At 42.0% G+C, this 21,025-nt stretch carries 19 protein-coding genes and 4 tRNA genes; 4 read left to right on the forward strand and 19 right to left on the reverse strand.

The window, feature by feature from the left end; all coding sequences use genetic code 11:
- Positions 1-33: 33 nt before the first annotated feature.
- From H3302_RS05855 to H3302_RS05905, 11 genes are all read right to left on the reverse strand, one after another.
- Positions 34-732, reverse strand: coding sequence for an electron transport complex subunit E (locus H3302_RS05855; RefSeq protein WP_036969507.1), 699 nt, complete (start codon positions 730-732; stop codon positions 34-36).
- Complete coding sequence (gene rsxG, locus H3302_RS05860; RefSeq protein ID WP_036969504.1) at positions 732-1,367, reverse strand: electron transport complex subunit RsxG; 636 nt, start codon at positions 1,365-1,367, stop codon at positions 732-734. Before rsxG ends, H3302_RS05855 begins: the two co-directional genes overlap by 1 nt.
- The gene (rsxD, locus tag H3302_RS05865; RefSeq protein ID WP_182396259.1) at positions 1,367-2,422 is read right to left on the reverse strand and encodes an electron transport complex subunit RsxD; all 1,056 of its coding nucleotides are present in this window, start codon (positions 2,420-2,422) and stop codon (positions 1,367-1,369) included. Before rsxD ends, rsxG begins: the two co-directional genes overlap by 1 nt.
- Positions 2,419-5,043 (reverse strand): electron transport complex subunit RsxC, encoded by a 2,625-nt coding sequence (rsxC, locus tag H3302_RS05870; RefSeq protein WP_182396260.1) that lies wholly within the window; start codon positions 5,041-5,043, stop codon positions 2,419-2,421. The genes rsxD and rsxC overlap by 4 nt, the downstream gene beginning before the upstream one ends.
- An 8-nt stretch (positions 5,044-5,051) precedes the next feature.
- On the reverse strand, positions 5,052-5,606 hold the full coding sequence (gene rsxB, locus H3302_RS05875) for an electron transport complex subunit RsxB (RefSeq protein WP_036969496.1): 555 nt from the start codon (positions 5,604-5,606) through the stop codon (positions 5,052-5,054).
- Position 5,607: 1 nt separating this feature from the next.
- A complete protein-coding gene (rsxA, locus tag H3302_RS05880) occupies positions 5,608-6,189 on the reverse strand; it encodes an electron transport complex subunit RsxA (protein ID WP_036969494.1) in 582 nt (193 codons plus the stop codon).
- 169 nt (positions 6,190-6,358) lie between these two features.
- Positions 6,359-8,302 carry an EAL domain-containing protein gene (locus H3302_RS05885; RefSeq protein ID WP_036969491.1) on the reverse strand — a complete coding sequence of 648 codons (1,944 nt, stop codon included), beginning with the start codon at positions 8,300-8,302 and terminating at the stop codon, positions 6,359-6,361.
- A gap of 184 nt (positions 8,303-8,486) precedes the next feature.
- Positions 8,487-8,563, reverse strand: a tRNA-Asn gene (locus tag H3302_RS05890).
- Positions 8,564-8,589: 26 nt separating this feature from the next.
- Positions 8,590-8,666, reverse strand: a tRNA-Asn gene (locus tag H3302_RS05895).
- 19 nt (positions 8,667-8,685) lie between these two features.
- A tRNA-Asn gene (locus tag H3302_RS05900) sits at positions 8,686-8,762 on the reverse strand.
- Between the two features lie 21 nt (positions 8,763-8,783).
- Positions 8,784-8,860: transfer RNA gene (locus H3302_RS05905), tRNA-Asn, on the reverse strand.
- 1,053 nt (positions 8,861-9,913) lie between these two features.
- Between H3302_RS05905 and H3302_RS05910 the strand changes: the two genes are divergently transcribed.
- The 4 genes from H3302_RS05910 to H3302_RS05925 are packed head-to-tail and all read left to right on the forward strand — an operon-like array spanning position 9,914 to position 14,878.
- Complete coding sequence (locus H3302_RS05910) at positions 9,914-11,293, forward strand: MATE family efflux transporter (RefSeq protein ID WP_182396261.1); 1,380 nt, start codon at positions 9,914-9,916, stop codon at positions 11,291-11,293.
- On the forward strand, positions 11,290-13,284 hold the full coding sequence (uvrB, locus tag H3302_RS05915; protein WP_036969486.1) for an excinuclease ABC subunit UvrB: 1,995 nt from the start codon (positions 11,290-11,292) through the stop codon (positions 13,282-13,284). Before H3302_RS05910 ends, uvrB begins: the two co-directional genes overlap by 4 nt.
- A gap of 5 nt (positions 13,285-13,289) precedes the next feature.
- Entirely contained in the window at positions 13,290-14,219 is a 930-nt protein-coding gene (locus tag H3302_RS05920; RefSeq protein WP_074989788.1) for a class I SAM-dependent methyltransferase, read from the forward strand.
- Positions 14,219-14,878: a tRNA (adenine(22)-N(1))-methyltransferase TrmK gene (locus H3302_RS05925; RefSeq protein ID WP_182396262.1), complete on the forward strand. Its 660-nt coding sequence runs from the start codon at positions 14,219-14,221 to the stop codon at positions 14,876-14,878. The genes H3302_RS05920 and H3302_RS05925 overlap by 1 nt, the downstream gene beginning before the upstream one ends.
- 5 nt (positions 14,879-14,883) lie before the next feature.
- On the opposite strand, the gene H3302_RS05930 is transcribed toward H3302_RS05925, so the two are convergent.
- From H3302_RS05930 to dinG, 8 genes are all read right to left on the reverse strand, one after another.
- Positions 14,884-15,126, reverse strand: coding sequence for a hypothetical protein (locus tag H3302_RS05930; RefSeq protein ID WP_036969480.1), 243 nt, complete (start codon positions 15,124-15,126; stop codon positions 14,884-14,886).
- Positions 15,127-15,199: 73 nt separating this feature from the next.
- Positions 15,200-16,087 carry a DMT family transporter gene (locus H3302_RS05935; RefSeq protein ID WP_182396263.1) on the reverse strand — a complete coding sequence of 296 codons (888 nt, stop codon included), beginning with the start codon at positions 16,085-16,087 and terminating at the stop codon, positions 15,200-15,202.
- Positions 16,088-16,194: 107 nt separating this feature from the next.
- Positions 16,195-16,353, reverse strand: coding sequence for a YbaM family protein (locus H3302_RS05940; protein ID WP_075594137.1), 159 nt, complete (start codon positions 16,351-16,353; stop codon positions 16,195-16,197).
- Positions 16,343-16,621, reverse strand: a complete 279-nt coding sequence (locus H3302_RS05945) for a late competence development ComFB family protein (RefSeq protein ID WP_065978833.1) — start codon at positions 16,619-16,621, stop codon at positions 16,343-16,345. Before H3302_RS05945 ends, H3302_RS05940 begins: the two co-directional genes overlap by 11 nt.
- 45 nt (positions 16,622-16,666) lie before the next feature.
- Positions 16,667-17,560, reverse strand: coding sequence for a histone deacetylase (locus H3302_RS05950; protein ID WP_182396396.1), 894 nt, complete (start codon positions 17,558-17,560; stop codon positions 16,667-16,669).
- Complete coding sequence (locus H3302_RS05955; RefSeq protein WP_036969469.1) at positions 17,557-18,165, reverse strand: primosomal replication protein; 609 nt, start codon at positions 18,163-18,165, stop codon at positions 17,557-17,559. The genes H3302_RS05950 and H3302_RS05955 overlap by 4 nt, the downstream gene beginning before the upstream one ends.
- On the reverse strand, positions 18,166-18,942 hold the full coding sequence (locus H3302_RS05960) for a TSUP family transporter (RefSeq protein WP_036969465.1): 777 nt from the start codon (positions 18,940-18,942) through the stop codon (positions 18,166-18,168).
- Positions 18,942-21,017 (reverse strand): ATP-dependent DNA helicase DinG, encoded by a 2,076-nt coding sequence (dinG, locus tag H3302_RS05965; RefSeq protein WP_182396264.1) that lies wholly within the window; start codon positions 21,015-21,017, stop codon positions 18,942-18,944. Before dinG ends, H3302_RS05960 begins: the two co-directional genes overlap by 1 nt.
- Positions 21,018-21,025 lie beyond the last annotated feature (8 nt).

Raw genomic sequence — 21,025 nt, forward strand, 5'->3', positions numbered from 1 at the left:
TGTTAAGCACGCAGTGACGGTGCGTGCTCCCCTTTAAGTTAAACTCGTTACTCGGGCTCGAGGGCCTTTTTCTACTTCTGGAGTAACAACTTGCTTAGATTTTATTTGTGTATCAATCACATTCTTTGCCGCAATCAATAATCCAAGCCCTAAAAAAGCGCCAGGAGGTAAAATTGCTAATAAGAACTGATTGTCAAAGCTAAAGACTTCAATGCGCAGTACTTCTGCCCATGGTCCAAGTAATAAGTCGGCACCATCAAACAGCGTGCCTTGGCCTATTAATTCTCGAATAGCGCCAAGCACAACAAGCACCAACATAAAGCCAAGTCCCATCATTAAGCCATCGAATGCAGAAAGAGGCACGGTATTTTTAGAGGCAAATGCCTCTGCTCGGCCAATAATTGCGCAGTTGGTTACAATCAGTGGAATAAAAATACCTAATGATTGATACAGACCAAATGTGTAGGCGTTCATAAGCAGCTGAACGATGGTAACAAACCCTGCAATGATCATCACGAAAACGGGAATACGTATATCTTTCGGCACCCAGTTACGCACAATAGAGACAGTGATGTTTGAACCAACCAATACCAGTAAGGTTGCTAAACCAAGGCCTAATGCATTTGTAATGGTTGATGTTACGGCCAGCAGAGGACACAAGCCCAGTAATTGCACGAGGGCGGGGTTGTTTGCCCACATACCCTCTTTAAATAAGGTTTTGATTTCGCTCATTACTGTGCTCCTTGGCATGAATTTGGCGCAGCAAATAGGTTATCAAACTCAGCTTTTGCGAACAGCACCGCATTTTTGACTGAGCCAACGACCGCTCGAGGGGTAATTGTTGCCCCAGTAAACTGATCAAACTGACCGCCATCTTTTTTAACGGCCCAACGTGTGTCATCGTCACCTAGCACATTTTGGCCTTTAAAGAGGGTGATCCAATCCGATTTTTTTATTTCGACTTTATCGCCGAGACCGGGCGTTTCTTCATGCTTTGTGACACGCACGCCAGCAATATCGCCATTAGCAAATACGGCTGTTAGTAAGTTGATATCGCCGCTGTAGCCACTAGGTGTGACATGGCGCATGACTAAAGCATAGGGTTCGTTATTTTTGTAAGCACGGTAAATAACCTGATCAGGACGAGGTCCTAAACGTTCATCTGTAATGATCACACAATCTTTATATAGTTGATTGTCATAGTGATGGGCATCAAGCACTTGCTGTAATTGCTCTGCAAGTTGCTTTTTTTCTTGCTCGCTTATACGCTCAGCCGTCAGGCTATGTGTCAGTGCAACAGCCCCTGTGGTAAGCAGTGCAAAAACAGTAAGAATGCCACCATTTTTAGTCATTGAGGAAAGGATCATTATTTCACTCCATGGCCGTAAGTACGTGGTTGTGTATAGTAATCAATTAACGGCACAGCCATATTTAATAACAAAACACTAAATGCCACCGCGTCTGGATAACCACCAAAGGTACGAATTAAGTAAACAAGTAAACCAATTAAGGCACCGTAAATTAAGCGGCCCTTATTGGTGGTTGATGCCGAAACAGGATCAGTCGCGATAAAAAATGCGCCTAACATGGTTGCACCACTGAATAGATGAAATACCACGCCTGGCTCTGTGCCTGGCGCTGCAATATAACCAATACCACTGCACAGTATAAGAGATGCTAAAAAGCCGACAGGAATATGCCAGTTTATTATCTTTGCTTTTAATAAGTATAAACCACCTAATAAGAAACCAAAGTTTACCCAGCCCCAGCCAAGTCCAAACCAATCATTAAACAGCGGTTTGCTCATACTTTCTGATACTGTTAGGTGGTGAGCCACATCGGTTTTAACCGTATCTAAAGGGGTTGCCATTGTTGTGCCATCAATTGCAACACGCAGCTGATCAACACTAAATCCAGCAAAGGTAAAGCCGTTAAAAATAACGGATACTTGTTGTGTAAAGCTAATTGGGTTTGCGAGCAGATCGTTTACTGGCAGCCAGCTTGTCATTTGCACAGGAAATGACACAAGCAATAATACATATGCCGCCATTGCAGGGTTAAACAAGTTAAAACCAAGCCCGCCATAAAGTTGTTTAACAATGACAATAGCAAATAGGCAACCAATTACGATAATCCACCATGGGGCAAGAGGTGGGATACTAAGCGCCAATAGCACAGCTGTAAGCCAAGCACTACCATCACTTAATGTTGGCCATACTTTGCGTTTACGAAGTAACAGAACAGCCGTTTCACAGGCACTGACAGTCAGTAACGCGAGCACAAGCTGAATTAATACCGCAGTGCCAAAAAAGTAAACTTGGGCTATTAAACCTGGAATACACGCAGCAATCACGGTGATCATTAAGCGGCTTAATGATTTGGTACTATGATTATGCGGCGAACTGGCCATGGTTAGTTTCATGACTTATCGGTTCCTTCTTGTTGTAACTTTTTAGCTTTAGCGCGAGCAATTGCACGTGCAATCGCCGCTTTCTTTTTGTCTTCGCTTGATTCAGGCGTGTTATCTATTTGCTGTGCTTCAGATTCATCTGTACTTGAATCATCAGAGTGAGCGTCAGTACCGTGGGTGTCTGCGCTTTCGCTTTCGTTTTTTGCTTGTTGCTCAGCGTGCTCTTTCGCTGCTTTTTTCGCTTTTGCACGGGCAACTGCCGCTGCTACGGCCGCTTTTTTATCGTCAACGGCTGCAGGCTCTGCATCGGTTGCGCTCTCAGTTTCGGCTTGCTCTTTCGCTGCTTTTTTTGCTTTTGCACGGGCAACTGCCACTGCAACAGCCGTTTTTTTATCGTCAACGGCTGCAGGCTCTGCATCGGTTGCGTTATCAGCTTCAGTGGCTTGTGCTGCTTTTTCTGCTTTAGCACGGGCAATCGCCGCTGCAACAGCCGCTTTTTTATCGTCAACGGCTGCAGGCTTTGCATCGGTTGCGTTATCAGCTTCTGTGGCTTGCGCTGCTTTTTTCGCTTTAGCACGGGCAATCGCCGCCGCTACGGCCGCTTTTTTATCGTCAACGGCTGCAGGATCTGCATCGGTTGCGCTATCAGCTTCAGTGGCTTGCGCTGCTTTTTTCGCTTTAGCACGGGCAATCGCCGCCGCTACGGCCGCTTTTTTATCGTCAACGGCTGGAGGCTCTGCATTGGTTGCGTTATCAGCTTCTGTGGCTTGTGCTGCTTTTTTCGCTTTAGCACGGGCAATCGCCGCCGCTACGGCCGCTTTTTTATCGTCAACGGCTGGAGGCTCTGCATTGGTTGCGTTATCAGCTTCTGTGGCTTGTGCTGCTTTTTTCGCTTTAGCACGGGCAATAGCCGCTGCAACAGCTGACTTCTTATCGTCTTTATCGACGGTTTCTTCACTTTGCTCTAGCGCTTTTAGCTCTTTGTACTTACGCGCTTGCTCTTTACGTGCAGCACGTTCTTTAGCTACTTCAGAATTATCTGGTTCCAGTTCTGCACCTTGTTTTTTCGCTTTGGCACGAGCAATTGCGGCTGCAACAGCTGATTTACTGTCTTTATCGTCAGATTTTGGTTTAACACGGGCGAGGGCATCGGCCACTTTTTGTTTTTCATCGCTCGACTTCGTCGCGGGCTTGCGTTTATGACGGTTTTGTCGCTCTTCTTGCTCGCGCTCTAAACGCTCTTTGCGTGCTTCAAAGCGCTCTCTGGCGCGCTCAGCTTTTATTTGTTCTGCTTGTTGCTCTTTGATTTCGGCTTTAGCAACTCGGTAGTATTGCACAAGTGGAATTTCACTCGGGCAGACATAGGCGCAGGCTCCACATTCGATGCAATCGAATAGGTTATGCTCATTTAACTTGTCGTATTCTTTTGACTTAGCAAACCACTGCAGCTGTTGGGGTAATAGCGAAGCAGGGCAGGCATCAGCACAGGCACTACAACGAATACAGGCTTTTTCGTCTCCTGGTTCAGCCAGCTCTTGATGATCAGGGGCTAAAATACAGTTTGTGGTTTTTACAATGCCGATTCTTACCGTTGGTAAGGTAAAGCCCATCATAGGGCCGCCCATGACAACTCGTTGTTGTGGCACCGGTGAAAAGCCTTGGCAATCTAGTAAGTGTTTTATTTCAGTGCCAAGTAACGCCCATACATTTCCTTGTTTATGGATTGTATTGCCAGTCACTGTGACCACGCGTTCAATTAATGGCTTGCCTTCATAAACCGCTTGGTTAATTGCAAACAGGGTGCCTACATTGTGCACTAACATACCAATGTCAGCAGGAATATTGCCGCTAGGTACTTCTTTGCCTGTTAGCAATTTTATCAATTGTTTTTCACCGCCAGAAGGATAAACAGTAGGGACAGTTTGAACAATGATAGACTCATTATGTTTTGCTGCTTGTTGCATTGCTGCAATAGCTTCTGGCTTATTATCTTCAATACCTATGATTGTCAGTGTTGGGTTGAGCAAGTGCTGCATTAACTCAATACCGGCGATAATTCCGTGTGCATGTTCACGCATTAACATGTCGTCTGCAGTGATGTATGGCTCACACTCAACGGCATTTACAATTAAAAATTCAATGCTTTTTCGCGTATCTGCTTTTACGTAAGTGGGAAAACCAGCTCCCCCCATCCCTGCAATACCTGATTGATGAATAATATCGACTAGCTCATCATGTGAGAGTGCTTTAGGGTCATCAACAGGGTTTAGTTCACACCATGTATCTTTGCCATCTGGTTCAATAATGACGCTGAGCTCAGGCAACGCTGATGGATGCGCAGATGGCATCGGGCAGATATCAGTGATCACACCAGAAGTAGGCGCATGTACAGGTACTGACCAGTTACCGCTAGGTTTCGTTAACGCTTGACCTTTAAGAACTGATTGGCCTTTTTCTACGATTAATTTGCCGTTGGCACCAATATGTTGTTTTAGTGACACAACTAATTTATCTGGCAGCTCTAGTCGCTCAATTGCACGTGATGTTGATTGTTGCTTTTGTCCAGGTGGATGAATCCCCCCAGCGAATGGCCAGACTTTACCTTGTTTGATTTGTTCTATTAACGTTTCCATCTGCGCTCCTAATCTACCTGAGTCACAGGGATTGCATTTAATTGCCATTTCCAAGTTTGTTTGGTTTCTTTTACAGGCAGCATATCAATACAGTCAACTGGGCAAGGTTCAACACATAAATCACAGCCAGTGCATTCGTCAATGAGTACGGTATGCATTTGACGGGTCGCACCAACAATGGCATCAACAGGGCAGGCTTGGATACATTTAGTACAGCCAATACATTCGTCTTCTCGAATGTATGCAACGGTTTTTACTGGCTCTGCTTGTTCGCCGCCAGCAAGAGGTTTTGCTTCAACCCCCATTAAATCTGCCAGTTTTTTTACCGTGGCTTCGCCGCCCGGCGGGCATTTATTTATTTCGTCACCATTCGCTATCGCCTCTGCGTAAGGGCGACAACCAGGGTAGCCACATTGTCCACATTGAGTTTGTGGCAATATGGTGTCAATTTGATCAACGATAGGGTTGCTTTCTACCCGAAAACGTACGGCAGCAAATCCTAAAATCAAACCAAATATTAGCGCTAATGAACCTAGCGCAATTAAGGCATAAAACAAGGTCATATTAAAACTTCACTAATCCTGTAAAACCCATAAAGGCCATCGACATCAGACCTGCGGTGATCATCGCAATCGATGCACCTTTAAATGGTGAAGGAACGTCTGCAACAGCTAAACGTTCGCGTAATGCGGCAAAAAGAATTAACACCATTGAAAAACCAACTGCTGCGCCAAAACCATACACGGCTGATTGTAAGAATGAATGGTCTTCTTTGATATTAAGAAGGGCAACACCTAACACTGCACAGTTTGTTGTGATCAGAGGCAAGAATATACCGAGCAAACGATACAAAGTTGGACTGGTTTTTCTAACAACCATCTCAGTAAATTGCACAACGACAGCAATCACCAAAATAAAGCTCATGGTGCGTAAAAATGCGATATCGAGTGGAATCAAAATATAGTGATTCACCAGATAGCTGGTAACAGAGGCGAGTGTTAGCACAAAGGTTGTCGCTAAAGACATACCAATAGCAGTGTCGAGTTTACCTGATACACCCATAAACGGGCATAAACCTAAAAACTGAACTAAAACGAAGTTGTTGACTAGTACGGTACCAATCAGTAACAAGACATACTCTGTCATGCGTGCCTCACGAGAATAAAAACAACGTCATTATCCTTTTTTCTGGAGGCTGACACAACACATGCGAGGCGATTAGCTTAAATTAACAAAGCTGTTTGTATTTGAAGTGTTAAAGTTACGTTAAAGACCTGATAAACAGTCGGTTTATTAGGTCTTATTGGCGTAGATCTTAGATGTCTTTTGGTTTTTCTATGTAATAACCCTGCACGCCATCTAAGCAAAGGGTTTCGATAATGTGTTTCTCTTCCTGGCTCTCTACACCTTCGGCAAAAACATTAACCCCAATCCGGTGAGCAAGATCTACCATCAAGCGCATAAAATATTGATTGTTTTTATCATCTTCAAGGCCGCGGGTATAGCTTGCATCCATTTTAATAAAGTCAGGCTTCAAGTCTCTGAAGAATTTAAATGAAGTTAAGCCTACACCAAAGCGTTCAACAGTCACACGCGCACCGACACGATGAACCATATCAATAAAACGCTTACTTGCTTTTATATTTTGCTGAAGACCAAATTCGCTGACTTCAAAAATTAATTTAGTGGCAATATTGTTATCTTTTAACAAACGGCGTTCTAACCAAATAAGAAACTGATCATTATGCGCACTGGATGCTGTGACATTTATACCAAAAAACTTTTGTGAGAAGTTGCGTGTCTTCACTTTTTCAAGGGTGGTGTCGATTATTAATCGATCAATTTCCATTGCCATACCGAGTTTTTCGGCCATCGCTAAAAAAGACGCCGTAGGAAGCATTTGATTTTCGGCTGTTTTAAAGCGCACTTGAATTTCGGCATAGGCTTTGATGCTTTTACCAATTGGCATGATATTTTGCATAACTAAGTGAACACGCTTTGACTCGATCACTTCGTTTATCACTTTGCGCCAGTTTTGATTACCAAAGCCAGCACTCACATTGTTTACTAAATCTGTTTCGCGTTGAACATGCCATGCATTTGCTTGCTTAGATTGTGCCATGCTCATAGCGTTATCAACAATCGACAGTAGTTCGCCTAAAGGTTTGCCTTTTTCGTACCCAACTATGCCTGTATTTGCTACTGAACTTAATTCTTGGTTCTGCTGATACTGCGTAAAACGCGATTGTAAGTTATCACCGAATCGTTCAGCTTCTTTTAGGGGAGTATTAGGTAAAATAACAGCAAAGTCTGAACTGTTTACCCGAAATACTTGGCTATTGGTGTAAGTACCACTGATATGTTTAATAATATCGGCAACACCTTTTACGTATTCATCGCCTTTTTGATAACCGCGAGTTTGGTTTATTGCTTGTAGCTCACTACAACGCACCATAGCTAAAGAGCCAAAGGTGCTTTTATCGGCATTTTCGATGTTTTTCTCGTAGTATTCGACGAACATATTACGATTACCAAGATTTGTAATGACATCTTTATACGCTTCTTGCTTAATGCTCATTGCATTGTTTTCAATATCATCATGCTTGGTTTGTAAAAAGTGCGAAAGACGATTGAAAGTAGGTATTAAATCTTTACTAAGCTTTTTCAAGCGTGTTGTGTCCATTGCTTGTTCAAGATCGCCATTAACCTGATTTTGATTGATATAGATATCGATGATATCTGCAATGGTGGTGCTCACTTTTCGGTTTAAGCGTCTGAACATGCTTTGCATATATATAATAGGCAACAAAGCAATTAAGCCTGAGACTAAAATGACAATAAACATGGACTGTTGTAGCAGGTTTGCCAGATTGTTTGCGTTGATTGTGAATTCAACTTTTATGTCAGAAGCTTGGTTAACAGCAAATTGTGGGCGAATCGAATTAAAGCTCGTATTTACAATATCTGCAAAGAGGGGCAGGGGCTGTGGCGATTCAACCATGGTAACGAGGTTACCTGCTTGATCTCGTATTATAAATTTAGAGAAAGTAGTGCCGTCGGCAAGCGCTTTTTGTATTTTTTCAGGCGCAAGCTCGTCCATCGTTAAACTATTTATGTAAGTATTCACTACGAATTGCGCTTTTTTCTGAGCATCGCTAACTGCGTTGTCAAACCCCAGTGCAATAAAATACCCACCGAGCAATGCAAATAGTAGCCAAGAAATAAGTTGAACAAATATTAGTTTTTTAAAGCCTGCCATGTTTTTTATCTTATAAAAGCCTAAAAGGAAGAATCAATTCCCTGATTGATTGCTTTAAGTACAGTGAATTCTATTTAAATAGCAAAAAAGAAATAACTCAGGATAGATTAGAATATATAAGGCAGAAAGTCTAATAGATTCGCAGAATGTGAAAGATGATAAAAGTCTAATATATTCTGGAAGTTGGCTCCCCCTCCCCGACTCGAACGGGGGACCTGCGGATTAACAGTCCGTCGCTCTAACCAACTGAGCTAAGGGGGAACAATAGAGTAGTGTGCTTTATGATTTGGCTCCCCCTCCCCGACTCGAACGGGGGACCTGCGGATTAACAGTCCGTCGCTCTAACCAACTGAGCTAAGGGGGAACAATCATAATCATAAACTTGGCTCCCCCTCCCCGACTCGAACGGGGGACCTGCGGATTAACAGTCCGTCGCTCTAACCAACTGAGCTAAGGGGGAAACGTTTATGGTCGAAAAACTTGGCTCCCCCTCCCCGACTCGAACGGGGGACCTGCGGATTAACAGTCCGTCGCTCTAACCAACTGAGCTAAGGGGGAAGCGTCATGCCTTTCAACGGGGCGAAATATTAATGACAGCATTGCAAAGTGTCAACATAAAAACTTCATAAATTCAAAAAAGAAGTGTATTCGATGTTTTTATGTTCGATCTGAACAAAATGTAGCTGAAAAACACAGATGTTTTCGCGGTTAAAGTAAAATTTCATGTTGGATCATGTGATTTTTTGCATGCTTTTTGACCACGAGCAATATTATAAATTAGTCAAAAGTATTCGTTGTATAGAATTTTGGCTTATAAGAGAGGAAATTGTCATTTATCTCAGATTTTATTCTCGCTATAAAAATTTAATCTAATCATTTTTTTTGCGCATTAAATTCTTCCATTTTAGAGGTCTCAAATCGGTCTGTCGGTTGAGAAAAAACGTTAAATACGGCATTAATTGATCCTGAATTGTGAATGTAAAGACAGATGGAAGAGTGGTTTAAGTGTTTTTTATCAGTGTGTTAGGCTGTTTTTTAGCCACTTTATTTTGAATTGTCATATTTATTTGCAGGGTGAGTGTGAACAATAATTAGGCATTCTTTAAAAGAATCTAACAAAAGGGTTAAAACAAGACACTTGCGTGATTTTCATAGGTTGCGATAAATACTGAGCTCAAAAGCCTTTATAATTGCGGCTTTCAGAGAGTTATCCACGGTTTCTGTGGATAACTCTGTTTATTAAACTTTAAGAACAGCTATGGCGCTAGAATTTTAGGGCGCTGCAGCAATTTCAAGCATTTAATCATATTTTTTTTACTTATTTAAAATCAAACAGTTAAGTTTTGTATCTGAAGCGACGCTGAATTGATAAGTAATGTTATTCGTGACGATAAAATGACACGGTTTGTTGTGTAAAAAAGCAGCGGTTACTGCCATTTTATTGTAACAATGCTATTAATGATGTTCTTATTTTGTTTTTTAACGATGTTCGTGGTTGTTTTTATGTTAAAGCCTCAAAAGTGACAGTTTTCTTTGTTTAAAATTAACCGTGGCTTGCAAGGCGAGGATGCTTTAAACTTATCAGCTCAGTAAAAGAGGCAAAGTATTCCCATGACCGTGACGTCGCAGAGCAAATCTAAACCTGATCTTTTAAACTCTCCAATCCTGCCAACGTTGAAAAAAATGACTATCCCTATGATCTTCGGGATGATCACCTTAATGATGTTTAACCTAGTTGATACTTTCTTTATTAGTCTACTTGGTACAGAACCCCTTGCAGCAGTAAGCTTTACTTTTCCTGTAACCTTTACGGTTATTAGTCTTGCCATTGGCCTCGGTATTGGCACTTCAGCGGTAATTGCGAAAGCATTAGGGAGTGACAAATTAGATGAAGCTCGGTTTGATGCCAGTATTGCTTTACTCATTTCTGTGGTTTTGGTGTTTTGCTTGTCTGTTGTTGGGTATGTATTTATTAACCCTATTTTTGAATTGTTGGGAGCTGGGCAGCAAGTACTTCCGCTAATACACGACTATATGAGTGTGTGGTTTTTAGGCAGTGTATTTTTGATTACCCCGATGGTTGGTAATTCTGTTTTGCGCGCAAGTGGCGATACAAAAACGCCGAGTTTAGTAATGGGGGGAGCGGGTCTCATTAATGCCGTGTTAGATCCGATTTTAATTTTTGGTTTGGGCCCAATACCGGCATTGGGTATTCAAGGCGCTGCCATTGCCAGTGTAATTGCATGGTCTTTCGCGGTGGTGATTATTCTTTATATACTGGCAATTAAAAATGGTTTGTTGAGCTTGTACGCTGGCCAACAAACGATTATTGGGGCAATAAGAAAAATTTTAAAAATAGGTTTACCTGCAGCAGGGGCGAACATGTTGACACCCATTGCAATGGCTGTGATGACGGCGTTAGTGGCTAAGCATGGCCCTGAAGCCGTCGCTGCATTTGGTGTGGGTAGCCGAATTGAGTCAATAGCCAGTTTAGTGGTTTTAGCATTGTCGATGACATTGCCACCGTTTGTTAGTCAGAACTTCGGAGCCGGAAAGTTAGGCCGTGTAAAAGAAGCGTATATTACTACGTTGAAGTTTGTGATGATTTGGCAATTCGGCATTTATTTACTGTTGCTTTTGACCTCTGGTTTTATTGCGCATGTCTTTGGTAAAGAGCAGGCGGTTATTGATGTCATTAAACTTTTCATTTATATCTTGCCATTAAGTTACGGTTTGCAAGGTGTGATAATTCTCTCTAACTCTTCATTTAATGCTTTACATAAGCCAATGAATGCGCTGATTTTAAGTATCATTCGTTTATTTGTCTTTTATGTGCCAATTGCTTATGTCGGGAGTGAAATTGCAGGGTTAACAGGCTTGTTTATAGGCGCAGCTGTGGGTAATTTGTTTACCGCTTTTGTGGCTTATAAGTGGTTTATAAAAGAAGTAAATGCATTAAGCACAACGGCGATGAAGGAGTGTCATTTATGAGTGATCATTTTCAACTGGTTTCAAAATTTAAACCAAGTGGTGACCAACCCACGGCCATTGCTCAATTATCTGAGGGCCTTGAAGCAGGGCTTGCTCATCAAACATTGTTAGGTGCTACAGGGACGGGTAAAACCTTTACCATGGCAAATATAATCCATGATCTAAATCGGCCAACGATTATCATGGCGCATAATAAGACGCTTGCAGCGCAGTTATATGGAGAGATGAAAGAGTTTTTCCCTCATAATGCGGTTGAATATTTCGTCTCATATTATGATTACTATCAGCCTGAAGCGTATGTTGTTGCCAGTGACACATTTATAGAAAAAGATGCCTCTATTAACGAGCATATTGAGCAAATGCGCTTAAGTGCAACCAAAGCGTTACTTGAACGCCGTGACACAATTATTGTTGCATCTGTTTCGGCTATTTACGGTTTGGGCGATCCTGACTCGTACATGAAGATGATGTTGTTACTTAAAGTAGGCGAAACTGTCGACCAGCGTGATATGCTTCGTCGCTTAGCCGAGTTGCAATATACGCGTAATGACATTGAATTTAGTCGTGGTACGTACCGTGTGCGCGGTGAAGTGGTTGATATTTTCCCAGCTGAGTCAGATACATACGCGGTGCGCGTGGAAATGTTTGATGATGAAATTGAGCGTTTAAGTATCTTTGATCCATTAACAGGGGCTGTTGAAAAGCACATTGTGCGCGCGACTATTTACCCAAAAACACACTATGTGACACCCCGTGAGAAAATTCTTGATGCGATTGAAAATATTAAGGTCGAGTTAAAAGATCGCAGAGCCCAGTTGCTTAGCGCAAATAAACTTGTCGAAGAGCAACGTATTGCACAGCGAACACAATACGATATAGAAATGATGACCGAGCTTGGTTATTGCTCTGGTATTGAGAACTACAGCCGTTATTTATCGGGGCGTACTCCGGGCGATCCGCCGCCTACATTGCTTGACTATTTACCTGATGATGCCTTGATGATCATCGATGAGTCGCATGTGACCGTATCGCAAATTGGTGCAATGTACAAAGGTGACCGTAGTCGAAAAGAGAACTTAGTTGAATATGGATTTCGTCTTCCTTCGGCATTGGATAATCGGCCACTTCGATTTGAAGAGTTCGAAGCAATTGCACCGCAAACGATTTATGTATCGGCAACGCCAGGCGAATTTGAGCTAACGCGCTCAGCAGGTGAAGTGGCTGAACAAGTTATTCGTCCTACAGGCTTAGTAGATCCTGAAATTGAAGTGCGCCCTGTGGGTACTCAGGTTGATGACTTATTGTCTGAGATTTACAAACGAGTTGAGGTAAATGAGCGTGTCTTAGTGACGACCTTAACAAAACGTATGGCAGAAGACTTAACGGATTACTTAAATGATCATGATGTAAAAGTTCGTTATTTGCATTCTGACATCGACACTGTTGAGCGAGTTGAGATTATTCGTGATTTGCGCGCTGGTGTTTTCGATGTGTTAGTGGGTATTAACTTATTACGAGAAGGCCTTGATATGCCAGAGGTTTCACTCGTAGCGATACTCGATGCTGATAAAGAAGGCTTTTTACGTTCGACGCGTTCTTTATTACAAACAATAGGGCGCGCTGCTCGTCATTTAAATGGTAAAGCAATTCTGTACGGTGATCGTATAACGAATTCAATGCGTCAGGCTATTGATGAAACTGATCGTCGTCGTGAAAAACAGCAAGCTCATAACGCAGAACATGGAATTGTACCGCAAGCGTTAGTGAAAAGTATCACGGATATTATGGATGTTGGTGAAGAGGCTGGCCCTAAAGATAACCTTCGATTGGTCCGTAAAGAATCTAAAAAAGTGCTAAGCGCTAAAGAGATTGCCAGTCAAATTAAAGCACTGGAGACTAAAATGCACGCGTACGCAAGTGATCTGGAGTTTGAGAAAGCAGCCTCAGTGCGTGACGAAATACATGAATTACAACAACAGCTAATAAATTAAGTACTATGACAAACGATTTTTCAGCCATTTTAACTGCGTTAGCAGATGCGCCACTTTCGGCTAACGAACTTTGCCGTATTTTTCATGGCCGCGGCCACAGTGTGGCTGAATTAAGCCATATTAATGTTGATTTTTACCCTCCGGCATTATTTTTAGTGTCGTATGAGAGCATCCCTGACGATCAACTAGGTCAACTCACTGAAGTACTTTGGCAATGGGCGCAAAATAATGCCCCAGAATTAATTACTGCGTTGGTGTATCAACAGCGTAGCGGTATAAATACGATTAATAGCGTGGTACACGGCGAACTTCCTGACGAGCATGTTGTTCAAGAAAATGACATAAAATTTAGAGTCGATTTATTGAGCAGGCAAAATACCGGTATTTTTCCTGATATGCGTCGTGGCCGTGAGTTTGTACAGGCTCATAGTCAGGGGGCTAAAGTACTGAATTTATTTTCATATACTTGCGGATTCTCCGTTGCGGCAATGCAAGGGGGGGCTGAGCAAGTCATTAATATGGATATGAATAAAGGCGTGCTCAGAACAGGTAAACAAAATCACCAACTTAATGGGTTTACACGGGGTGTTAGTTACTTGCCTCATGATATTTTAAAATCATTTGGTAAGCTTAAAAAGTCAGCACCTTATGAGTTGATTATTGTCGATCCGCCCAGCTTTCAAAAAGGCAGCTTTATTTTGACGAAAGATTATCAAAAAATATTGCGCCGTTTGCCTGAGCTGCTCAACGAAAACACCCTTTTATTGTTGTGTGCCAATAGCCCTGAAATGTCTGAACAAGCATTTAAAGCACTGATTGCAGAGCACACAGAAGGTGCAATTACATTCGTTGAACGTTTAGCGCCTACCGCTGGTTTTATTGAAGTAGACAGCGATAGAAGCTTAAAAGCGCTTGTTTATAAAACCACACAGTAATGGCGTTAAGTAAGCGTTTATCAGCGATCGCGCAAATGGTCCCAAATGAGTATGATGAGATTTGGGACTGCTGCTGCGATCATGGCTTTTTAGGCATGCAGTTACTCAAAGATAATAGAGCCGATCAAATCCACTTTGTAGATATCGTGCCTGAGTTGATGCAGTCACTCCAACAGACACTGGCGCGTTTTTCAACTGAAGAACAACGCGGACATTGGCAGGTACATTGCCAAGATGTGGCCACTATTTCTTTAACACCCCAAAAACGTCATCTCGTGATTATTGCAGGAGTTGGGGGAGATTTAATGTGTCAGTTTATTTCGCAGATTCAGGCTCACAATCATCTTGCTCACATCGATTTTATAGTTTGTCCTGTGCACCATAGCTATAAAGTACGCAGCCACCTACAGTCATTAGATTTTGGTTTAGTCGCCGAGCACCTTATTTCTGAAAATAGACGCTTTTATGAGTTAATGTTCGTGAGCGCATCGGCTAAAACGCCAATAACGCGAGTAGGACAGGGGATGTGGCAATTAACGAATAAGGAGCACCAAGCTTACTTAGGGCAACTATGTGCACATTACCAACGCATGCTAAACCAAGATGCTGATTATTATCAGCAAGTGCTTAATGAGTATACTCGCTTAATGCGAACCTAATTGTTTTAAAGCTTGTTAATCTCTTGTTTTACGCTGTAACTTGAGTCTGTGACTATGGCTTCGAGGGTCTGTACGCGTTGTTTTAACTCAAGAAGCTCAGCGGTAACCGCTGCAACTTGTTCATTCGCTTCTTTATTGTCTTTTAGGGTGCGCGATTTAAATTCTAAATGTTTTTTATACATATCGAAGATAACGCCTGAACCAACCGAGATCAGTACAATTAATACCACCATCGTAGTGCCTGACATCATAATTCTCCTTTTATCAGTATCTTTATCCAATAGAGTATAGACTGGATTTTAAAAAGCAAAGGGGATTCTGTTACAAGGTATGTCGTTTAAAAAGCGATTTTATACGAATAAACCCAGTCACAAGCATGGTGCCAGCAATAACACACAGAGCGCCAAGTAACGTATTTGGCCCTATTTCTTCGTCGAGTATCAGGTTGCCCCATATAATGCCAAACAAAGGAATTAAGAAGGTAACGGTGAGCGCAGAGGTTGGACCAATCTCGTCAATTAGACGAAAAAAGAGAATATACGCCACTGCAGTACACACAATACCCAGAGCAATAACACCCGCCATTACGGTTTGACTTGGCATTTCTCTTATTGGCATCACAAAAATCAATGGTAATACGAGCATACTTGCGGCCCACATACTGCCATGCGCATTATCGAAAGCTGACAGTTTGGGGGCGTGTTTGGTGTAATGCGAGGCAATAGCATAACTAAGTGAGGCACACAGGGATGCAATAATTGCTGTTACTGTGGCGGTATTGATAGTTAGGCTGTTTTGTCCAACTAGGATAGCAACCCCAATGAGACCGACTAAGAGTCCCAGTATCATACTTTTACTCGGTGTCGATTTACTCCAAATTATGCCAACAATGGCTCCCCAAATGGGGGTTGTTGAATTTAAAATCGCTAATGTCGAGGCATTAATAGTTTGTGCGGCAAACGCAAATAATAAAAATGGAATCGCAGAATTGAGTGCACCAATAATAAAAAAGTGCTTTTTGTAGGTAAGAAAAGCAAGCTTTTTATTAAAATACACGGCAAAGACACAGAGTGTTAAGGCAGCAAACCCTACGCGTAGTTCAATTAAAACGGCAGGCCCTAAACTTGAGGCCGCCATACGCATAAACAAGAATGATGCGCCCCAAATAGCGGCAAGAAAAAATAAGCGCAGTAAGCTGTGTATTGGCATAATGATGAATCATTCAAAATAATAAAACACGAGCATATCAGATACTGCCTGATAAACTCGCCTTATTCGGGCTTGTAAGTGTAGAGTAAGCACTGGATAGAAGGCCTCTATTCAGCAGGTTTCACACGTTTTTTTTCGTAATCTGATTTGACTATTTCTAATGCTGCGAGCACATCCTCTGCAGGGACTTCGTTTTGTTCTAAGAGCATAATAAGGTCGACAGCCACTTTAATATAATTAGGAGCGGCTTCTAATTCATTGCCCATTCTGTAATTCCTTTTTCTTTGCAACCTGGCTGATTGCAACATCGATAGCCGTTTGTACTTGTTGTTCCATTAGCATTCGCTCACTGTGCGGTAAATAGAACTCCATATCGACATCGTAGCGAATGTAACGAGCGGGAAGCTGGTTGAGTACTGTGCAGCATAAATCGGCCATCACATCGTCATTGTATACGGAATCTAACTCTCGTTGCGCTATATCTTCGACAACCAGTTTTTCATAATAGTTATGAATATCATCATGCAATTTCATACAGTTTGAATCCAAAGTGATAGTCATTTCAGTGTATACCAAGCTTTAAAATAAATCGACAGCAGCTCTAAAAAGCTGAGAATGAACATTAACTAAGCGATTTATATTTCGTTGATAGCCCCCACCCAAAGCCGAAAAAATAGGAATTTGCTGCGCTTTTGCTTGGCTTAATATGAAGTGATCACGTTGGTATACCCCATCAAGGCTAACAAAAAAATGCCCTAACTCATCGTCGCTAGCGATATCTGCGCCGGCGTTATATAAAATGATATCGGGTTGATGAAGTCGAACGGTTAGTTGGAATGCTTGTTTTACTGTTTCAAGGTAGTGTTGGTCAGTGGTGCCATGCTCAAGTGCGAAGTCGTAGTGAGAGTCTTGCTTGATGCGCGGAAAATTTTGCTCACAATGAATTGAGCAGCTAATCACTTGTTCGTGATGGCTTACAATTTCTGCGGTGCCATCTCCTTGGTGTACATCACAATCGAAAATCAGAACAGTGTCAGCCAGCCCTTCGTTTATTAAGTGGTTTGCAGCAATCGCTAAATCGTTAAAAATACAAAAACCACTTCCGTGATCACTAAAGGCGTGATGATAACCGCCGCCTAGATTAAAAGCGGCACCGTGCTGCAATGCGAATTCAGCGCCATTTATACTTGCACCAACAGAAAGTAAGGTGCGTTCAACTAACTCGTTTGACCAAGGAAAGCCCATTTTCTTAATGGCTTTTTCCTCAAGTGTCCCATTTAAAAATGCATTAATGTAAGCCGGGTCGTGACACAACGCTAATTGTGCTGTTGTGGCTTTATTAGGTGTAATAAACTTATCGTCGTTTATAAAGGTACTTAATTTTTGTTTTAGTAAGCTGTACTTCTGAATAGGGAAGCGATGCCGTGCGGGTAAATTAAGCGCAGAATAACTGGGATGATAGTAAAACATTATCTAAGCTGCTGTTTTTCGACCTGTTGAATTTTGTCTTCGGTGGCAGAAATTGCTTTACGACACCTTCCTAAGCGTGCATGCAATGCTAGTATCTCTTGATTTATTTCTGCTGCTTTTGCTGCGCTGGCTGCGTCTAGTTTGAGTTTTCTTTCTTCGATCATCAGTACTAAACGACGTTCAAACTCATGGTTCTGTTTCAGTTCGTCATACAGTTCATGCGACGATTGCATCATTTTTTGTACGGCTTGTTTGTATACCTGAGGTTTGGTCTTAGGCTTAAAACTGTATTTATTTTCTTTTGCCCAAACAGGAGTCGACTTTATTACATTGAAGACGGCTTGTACCTGCTGAGTTATCCGCTCTAAGGCATATTGATACGCGTGGCGATGCTCTGCCGGGGGTAAACTTTTTAACTCGTCTTCAATTTCACTCACGTAGTCAGCAAGCTTCATACTTTTTGTTGTAAACACCCCTCTATCAAATAAACTTGGTTGCGCTTGCATGTAGCGGTTTTTAGCAAATAAATTGCTTTGATCGAATTGTGTGGCTTGATGTTTCAGCCGAGCAATTTGTTCACATAGTTTATCAAAAGCAGGGGAATGCATTTATAAGTAAGCCTCATAAATTAACTTTAATGCCAAAATAATGACCACGGTATTAAAGACAGGGCGTATCATTTTACCACCAAATTTAATCGCAGAATGCGCACCTAGCCATGCGCCTAGCATTAAAAATAAGCCCATTGTGATGCCTAATAAAAAATTAACATGGCCTAATGCGACAAAGGTAATCAATGAAATAAAGTTTGAGACAAAGTTCATTGACCGAGCAAGGCCGCAGTTAAGCAATAAGCTCATTTTATATAATAGACTATTTGAAGCCGTCCAAAACGTGCCGGTACCGGGGCCTGCAAGACCATCAAAAAAGCCAAGTCCTAAACCTTGTAACCATTGTTTAATCTTTGTTTTAGTATCAAGTGTTGGTAATTCATTATGCTCTGTTGTGCTTAGGCTGCCAAATAAGCTGTAACAGGCAACCAAAATGATTACCACAGGGAGCAATTTATTTAAAAAATCGATACTTAAATAATCAACAACCAACGTACCAATTAATGCCCCTATTGCTGTTGCTATTATGGATGCAGCCCAAAAACGAGGGCTAAATAACTTCTTACGAAAGTAGGTGACACTGGCTGTTAATGAGCCAAAACTGGCTGCCAATTTATTGGTGCCAAGCGTAAGATGGGGAGGAAGTCCGGCTGTCAGTAACGCGGGGACGGTAAGCATACCTCCACCGCCAGCAATGGCATCAATAAATCCAGCGGCCAGCGCGACAGCGCAAAGTAATGCCCATGTGGTTGGTTCTAAAGCTAGTTCAAACATTAATAATCAATTTGTCTTTTAAAAGGTGGCAAGGTATCGAGCATGGCTTTGCCATATCGCTTGGTCACTAAACGGCGATCAAGAATGGTAATGCGACCTTGATCGTTTTCTTTGCGAAGCAGTCTACCACAGCTTTGAACTAATTTCTTTGCTGCATCAGGAACTGTGATTGATAAAAATGGATTGCCCCCTTTACTTTGCACAAACTCGGCCTGTGCTTCTTCTATCGGTGAAGTTGGCACCGCAAAAGGAATTTTAGTAATGACGAGGTTTTCTAGGTATTTACCCGGTAAATCGAGCCCTTCTGATAAGCTTTGTGTACCAAATAAATAACTTGCCCTCCCTAAATCGACATTAGCTTTGTGTTTTTTGAGTAAAGCCTCGCGCGACATTTCACCTTGAACTAAGACATCTATCCCTTTTGTTCTAAGTACTTTGACCACATGGTCCATTTGCCAATATGAGGCAAAAAGCACTAAATTTGCTTTTTTATCATCAAGGTAACTTGGTAACTTTTCGGCTAAATGATCACTAAATGCTTTGTCTGTCGGTTCTATAAGTGTGTTCGGAATATGTAATATAGCTTGTTTGGGGTAATCAAAAGGTGACGGCACTTTGATATATTTAACACCCTCTTCTTTGGCAAGGCCACACTCGTAAGCAAAGTGGTCAAATGACCCTAGTGCGGTTAAAGTTGCAGAGCAAAGTACGGCTCCCGCGCATTGATTCCAAAGTTTATCTTTTAAGTAATAACCAACTTCAATTGGGCAATCACTGAGTAAATGATCATGATGATTTTTATATTCTAAACGTTTAATCCAGCGTGCATGGGGAATACCTTCACCCTTTGTGGCATAACTAAACCATAATTTATTTAATAATTCCAAACGATTTATGTAGTGACCACTTTCTCCTAAAATAGGGTCGGCAACATAGGGTTTTATATCGCCATCACTCACATCTTGTACGAGCGTGTCATGCATTTTATTCAAGGCACGCAGAGCATCAAGCGTTGCGTCGCTAATGTCTTTTGCTTTGGCATGTAACGAGGCTGGGATTTCACCGTGCTCAAAGCGATAGGTATCATCACTGTTGTAATTAAAGTTGGCATTGTCGAGTATGTCGCGCACCACTTTTAAGTTTTTAGCCGCATCATTAATACTGTCGCTCAGTTTAAAATTTTGCCCAATGGCCTTTTGGCCTACCAAAACGTTGGCCATTTTGCCTGCAAATTTTACCAGTTTATCAAGCCACTCTATCGTGCCTTTGATGGTCGCTGCGGCAGATGAAAAGTCGCGAGTGATATGGGCTAAGTGATGCGCCTCATCAATAACATAAATGGTGTTATCGGGTTCAGGCAGTATTTTTCCGCCGCCTAAATCAAGATCGGCAAGCAATAATGAGTGGTTGATAACAAGCACATCCATCTGCATTAACCGCTGGCGCGCCATATGAAATGGACATAATTGATGAGCACGCATTTGTCGTTGGCATGAGTGCTTATCGCAAGCAATAAGGCCCCATACTTTATCGGGAATTGTGTCGGCCCAGCTATCGCGATCGCCTTGCCATTGTTTTTTTGAATACGCATCGTACAGCTGTTTTAAACACTTTGTTTCCATATCACTTAAGGGAGAAGAAAGTGTGGGCATGAACTCCATTTGGGTTTGGCTATCGCCATTGACCGCATTGCTGAGCTTTTGTGCACAAATATATCGTTGTCGGCCTTTAACAAGATCAAACTTGATATCGAGGCCAGAATGCTCTTTGAAAAAAGGCAGCTCTTTATTAATTAGCTGTTCTTGCAGTGCAACGGTCGCCGTTGAAATAACCAGCTTTTTCTTTTTTGCCATAGCGAGTGGCAGCGCACCTAAACAATAAGCTAACGATTTACCCGTGCCTGTGCCGGCTTCTATAACACAGATACGTTGGCTTTTATGGTATTCACCCGCCAGTGTTTTGGCTATTTCAGCAACTAAGTAGTTTTGACTACTTCGTGGGCGGTAATCAGTGAGATTATCAGCTACATGCTTATGAATTTGCCGAATAGTTTTTTTTAATGAGTCAGAAAGCATGCCCAGAT

This window comes from Pseudoalteromonas sp. MT33b, from assembly GCF_014117385.1.
Taxonomy (GTDB): Bacteria; Pseudomonadota; Gammaproteobacteria; order Enterobacterales; family Alteromonadaceae; genus Pseudoalteromonas; species Pseudoalteromonas lipolytica.

Excerpts from the sequence above, each read along its gene's own strand:
- H3302_RS05855 (WP_036969507.1), bottom strand. The coding sequence starts at position 732 with ATGAGCGAAATCAAAACCTTATTTAAAGAGGGTATGTGGGCAAACAAC.
- rsxG (WP_036969504.1), bottom strand. The coding sequence starts at position 1,367 with ATGATCCTTTCCTCAATGACTAAAAATGGTGGCATTCTTACTGTTTTT.
- rsxD (WP_182396259.1), bottom strand. The coding sequence starts at position 2,422 with ATGAAACTAACCATGGCCAGTTCGCCGCATAATCATAGTACCAAATCA.
- rsxC (WP_182396260.1), bottom strand. The coding sequence starts at position 5,043 with ATGGAAACGTTAATAGAACAAATCAAACAAGGTAAAGTCTGGCCATTC.
- rsxB (WP_036969496.1), bottom strand. The coding sequence starts at position 5,606 with ATGACCTTGTTTTATGCCTTAATTGCGCTAGGTTCATTAGCGCTAATA.
- rsxA (WP_036969494.1), bottom strand. The coding sequence starts at position 6,189 with ATGACAGAGTATGTCTTGTTACTGATTGGTACCGTACTAGTCAACAAC.
- H3302_RS05885 (WP_036969491.1), bottom strand. The coding sequence starts at position 8,302 with ATGGCAGGCTTTAAAAAACTAATATTTGTTCAACTTATTTCTTGGCTA.
- H3302_RS05910 (WP_182396261.1), top strand. The coding sequence starts at position 9,914 with ATGACCGTGACGTCGCAGAGCAAATCTAAACCTGATCTTTTAAACTCT.
- uvrB (WP_036969486.1), top strand. The coding sequence starts at position 11,290 with ATGAGTGATCATTTTCAACTGGTTTCAAAATTTAAACCAAGTGGTGAC.
- H3302_RS05920 (WP_074989788.1), top strand. The coding sequence starts at position 13,290 with ATGACAAACGATTTTTCAGCCATTTTAACTGCGTTAGCAGATGCGCCA.
- H3302_RS05925 (WP_182396262.1), top strand. The coding sequence starts at position 14,219 with ATGGCGTTAAGTAAGCGTTTATCAGCGATCGCGCAAATGGTCCCAAAT.
- H3302_RS05930 (WP_036969480.1), bottom strand. The coding sequence starts at position 15,126 with ATGTCAGGCACTACGATGGTGGTATTAATTGTACTGATCTCGGTTGGT.
- H3302_RS05935 (WP_182396263.1), bottom strand. The coding sequence starts at position 16,087 with ATGCCAATACACAGCTTACTGCGCTTATTTTTTCTTGCCGCTATTTGG.
- H3302_RS05940 (WP_075594137.1), bottom strand. The coding sequence starts at position 16,353 with ATGGGCAATGAATTAGAAGCCGCTCCTAATTATATTAAAGTGGCTGTC.
- H3302_RS05945 (WP_065978833.1), bottom strand. The coding sequence starts at position 16,621 with ATGAAATTGCATGATGATATTCATAACTATTATGAAAAACTGGTTGTC.
- H3302_RS05955 (WP_036969469.1), bottom strand. The coding sequence starts at position 18,165 with ATGCATTCCCCTGCTTTTGATAAACTATGTGAACAAATTGCTCGGCTG.
- H3302_RS05960 (WP_036969465.1), bottom strand. The coding sequence starts at position 18,942 with ATGTTTGAACTAGCTTTAGAACCAACCACATGGGCATTACTTTGCGCT.
- dinG (WP_182396264.1), bottom strand. The coding sequence starts at position 21,017 with ATGCTTTCTGACTCATTAAAAAAAACTATTCGGCAAATTCATAAGCAT.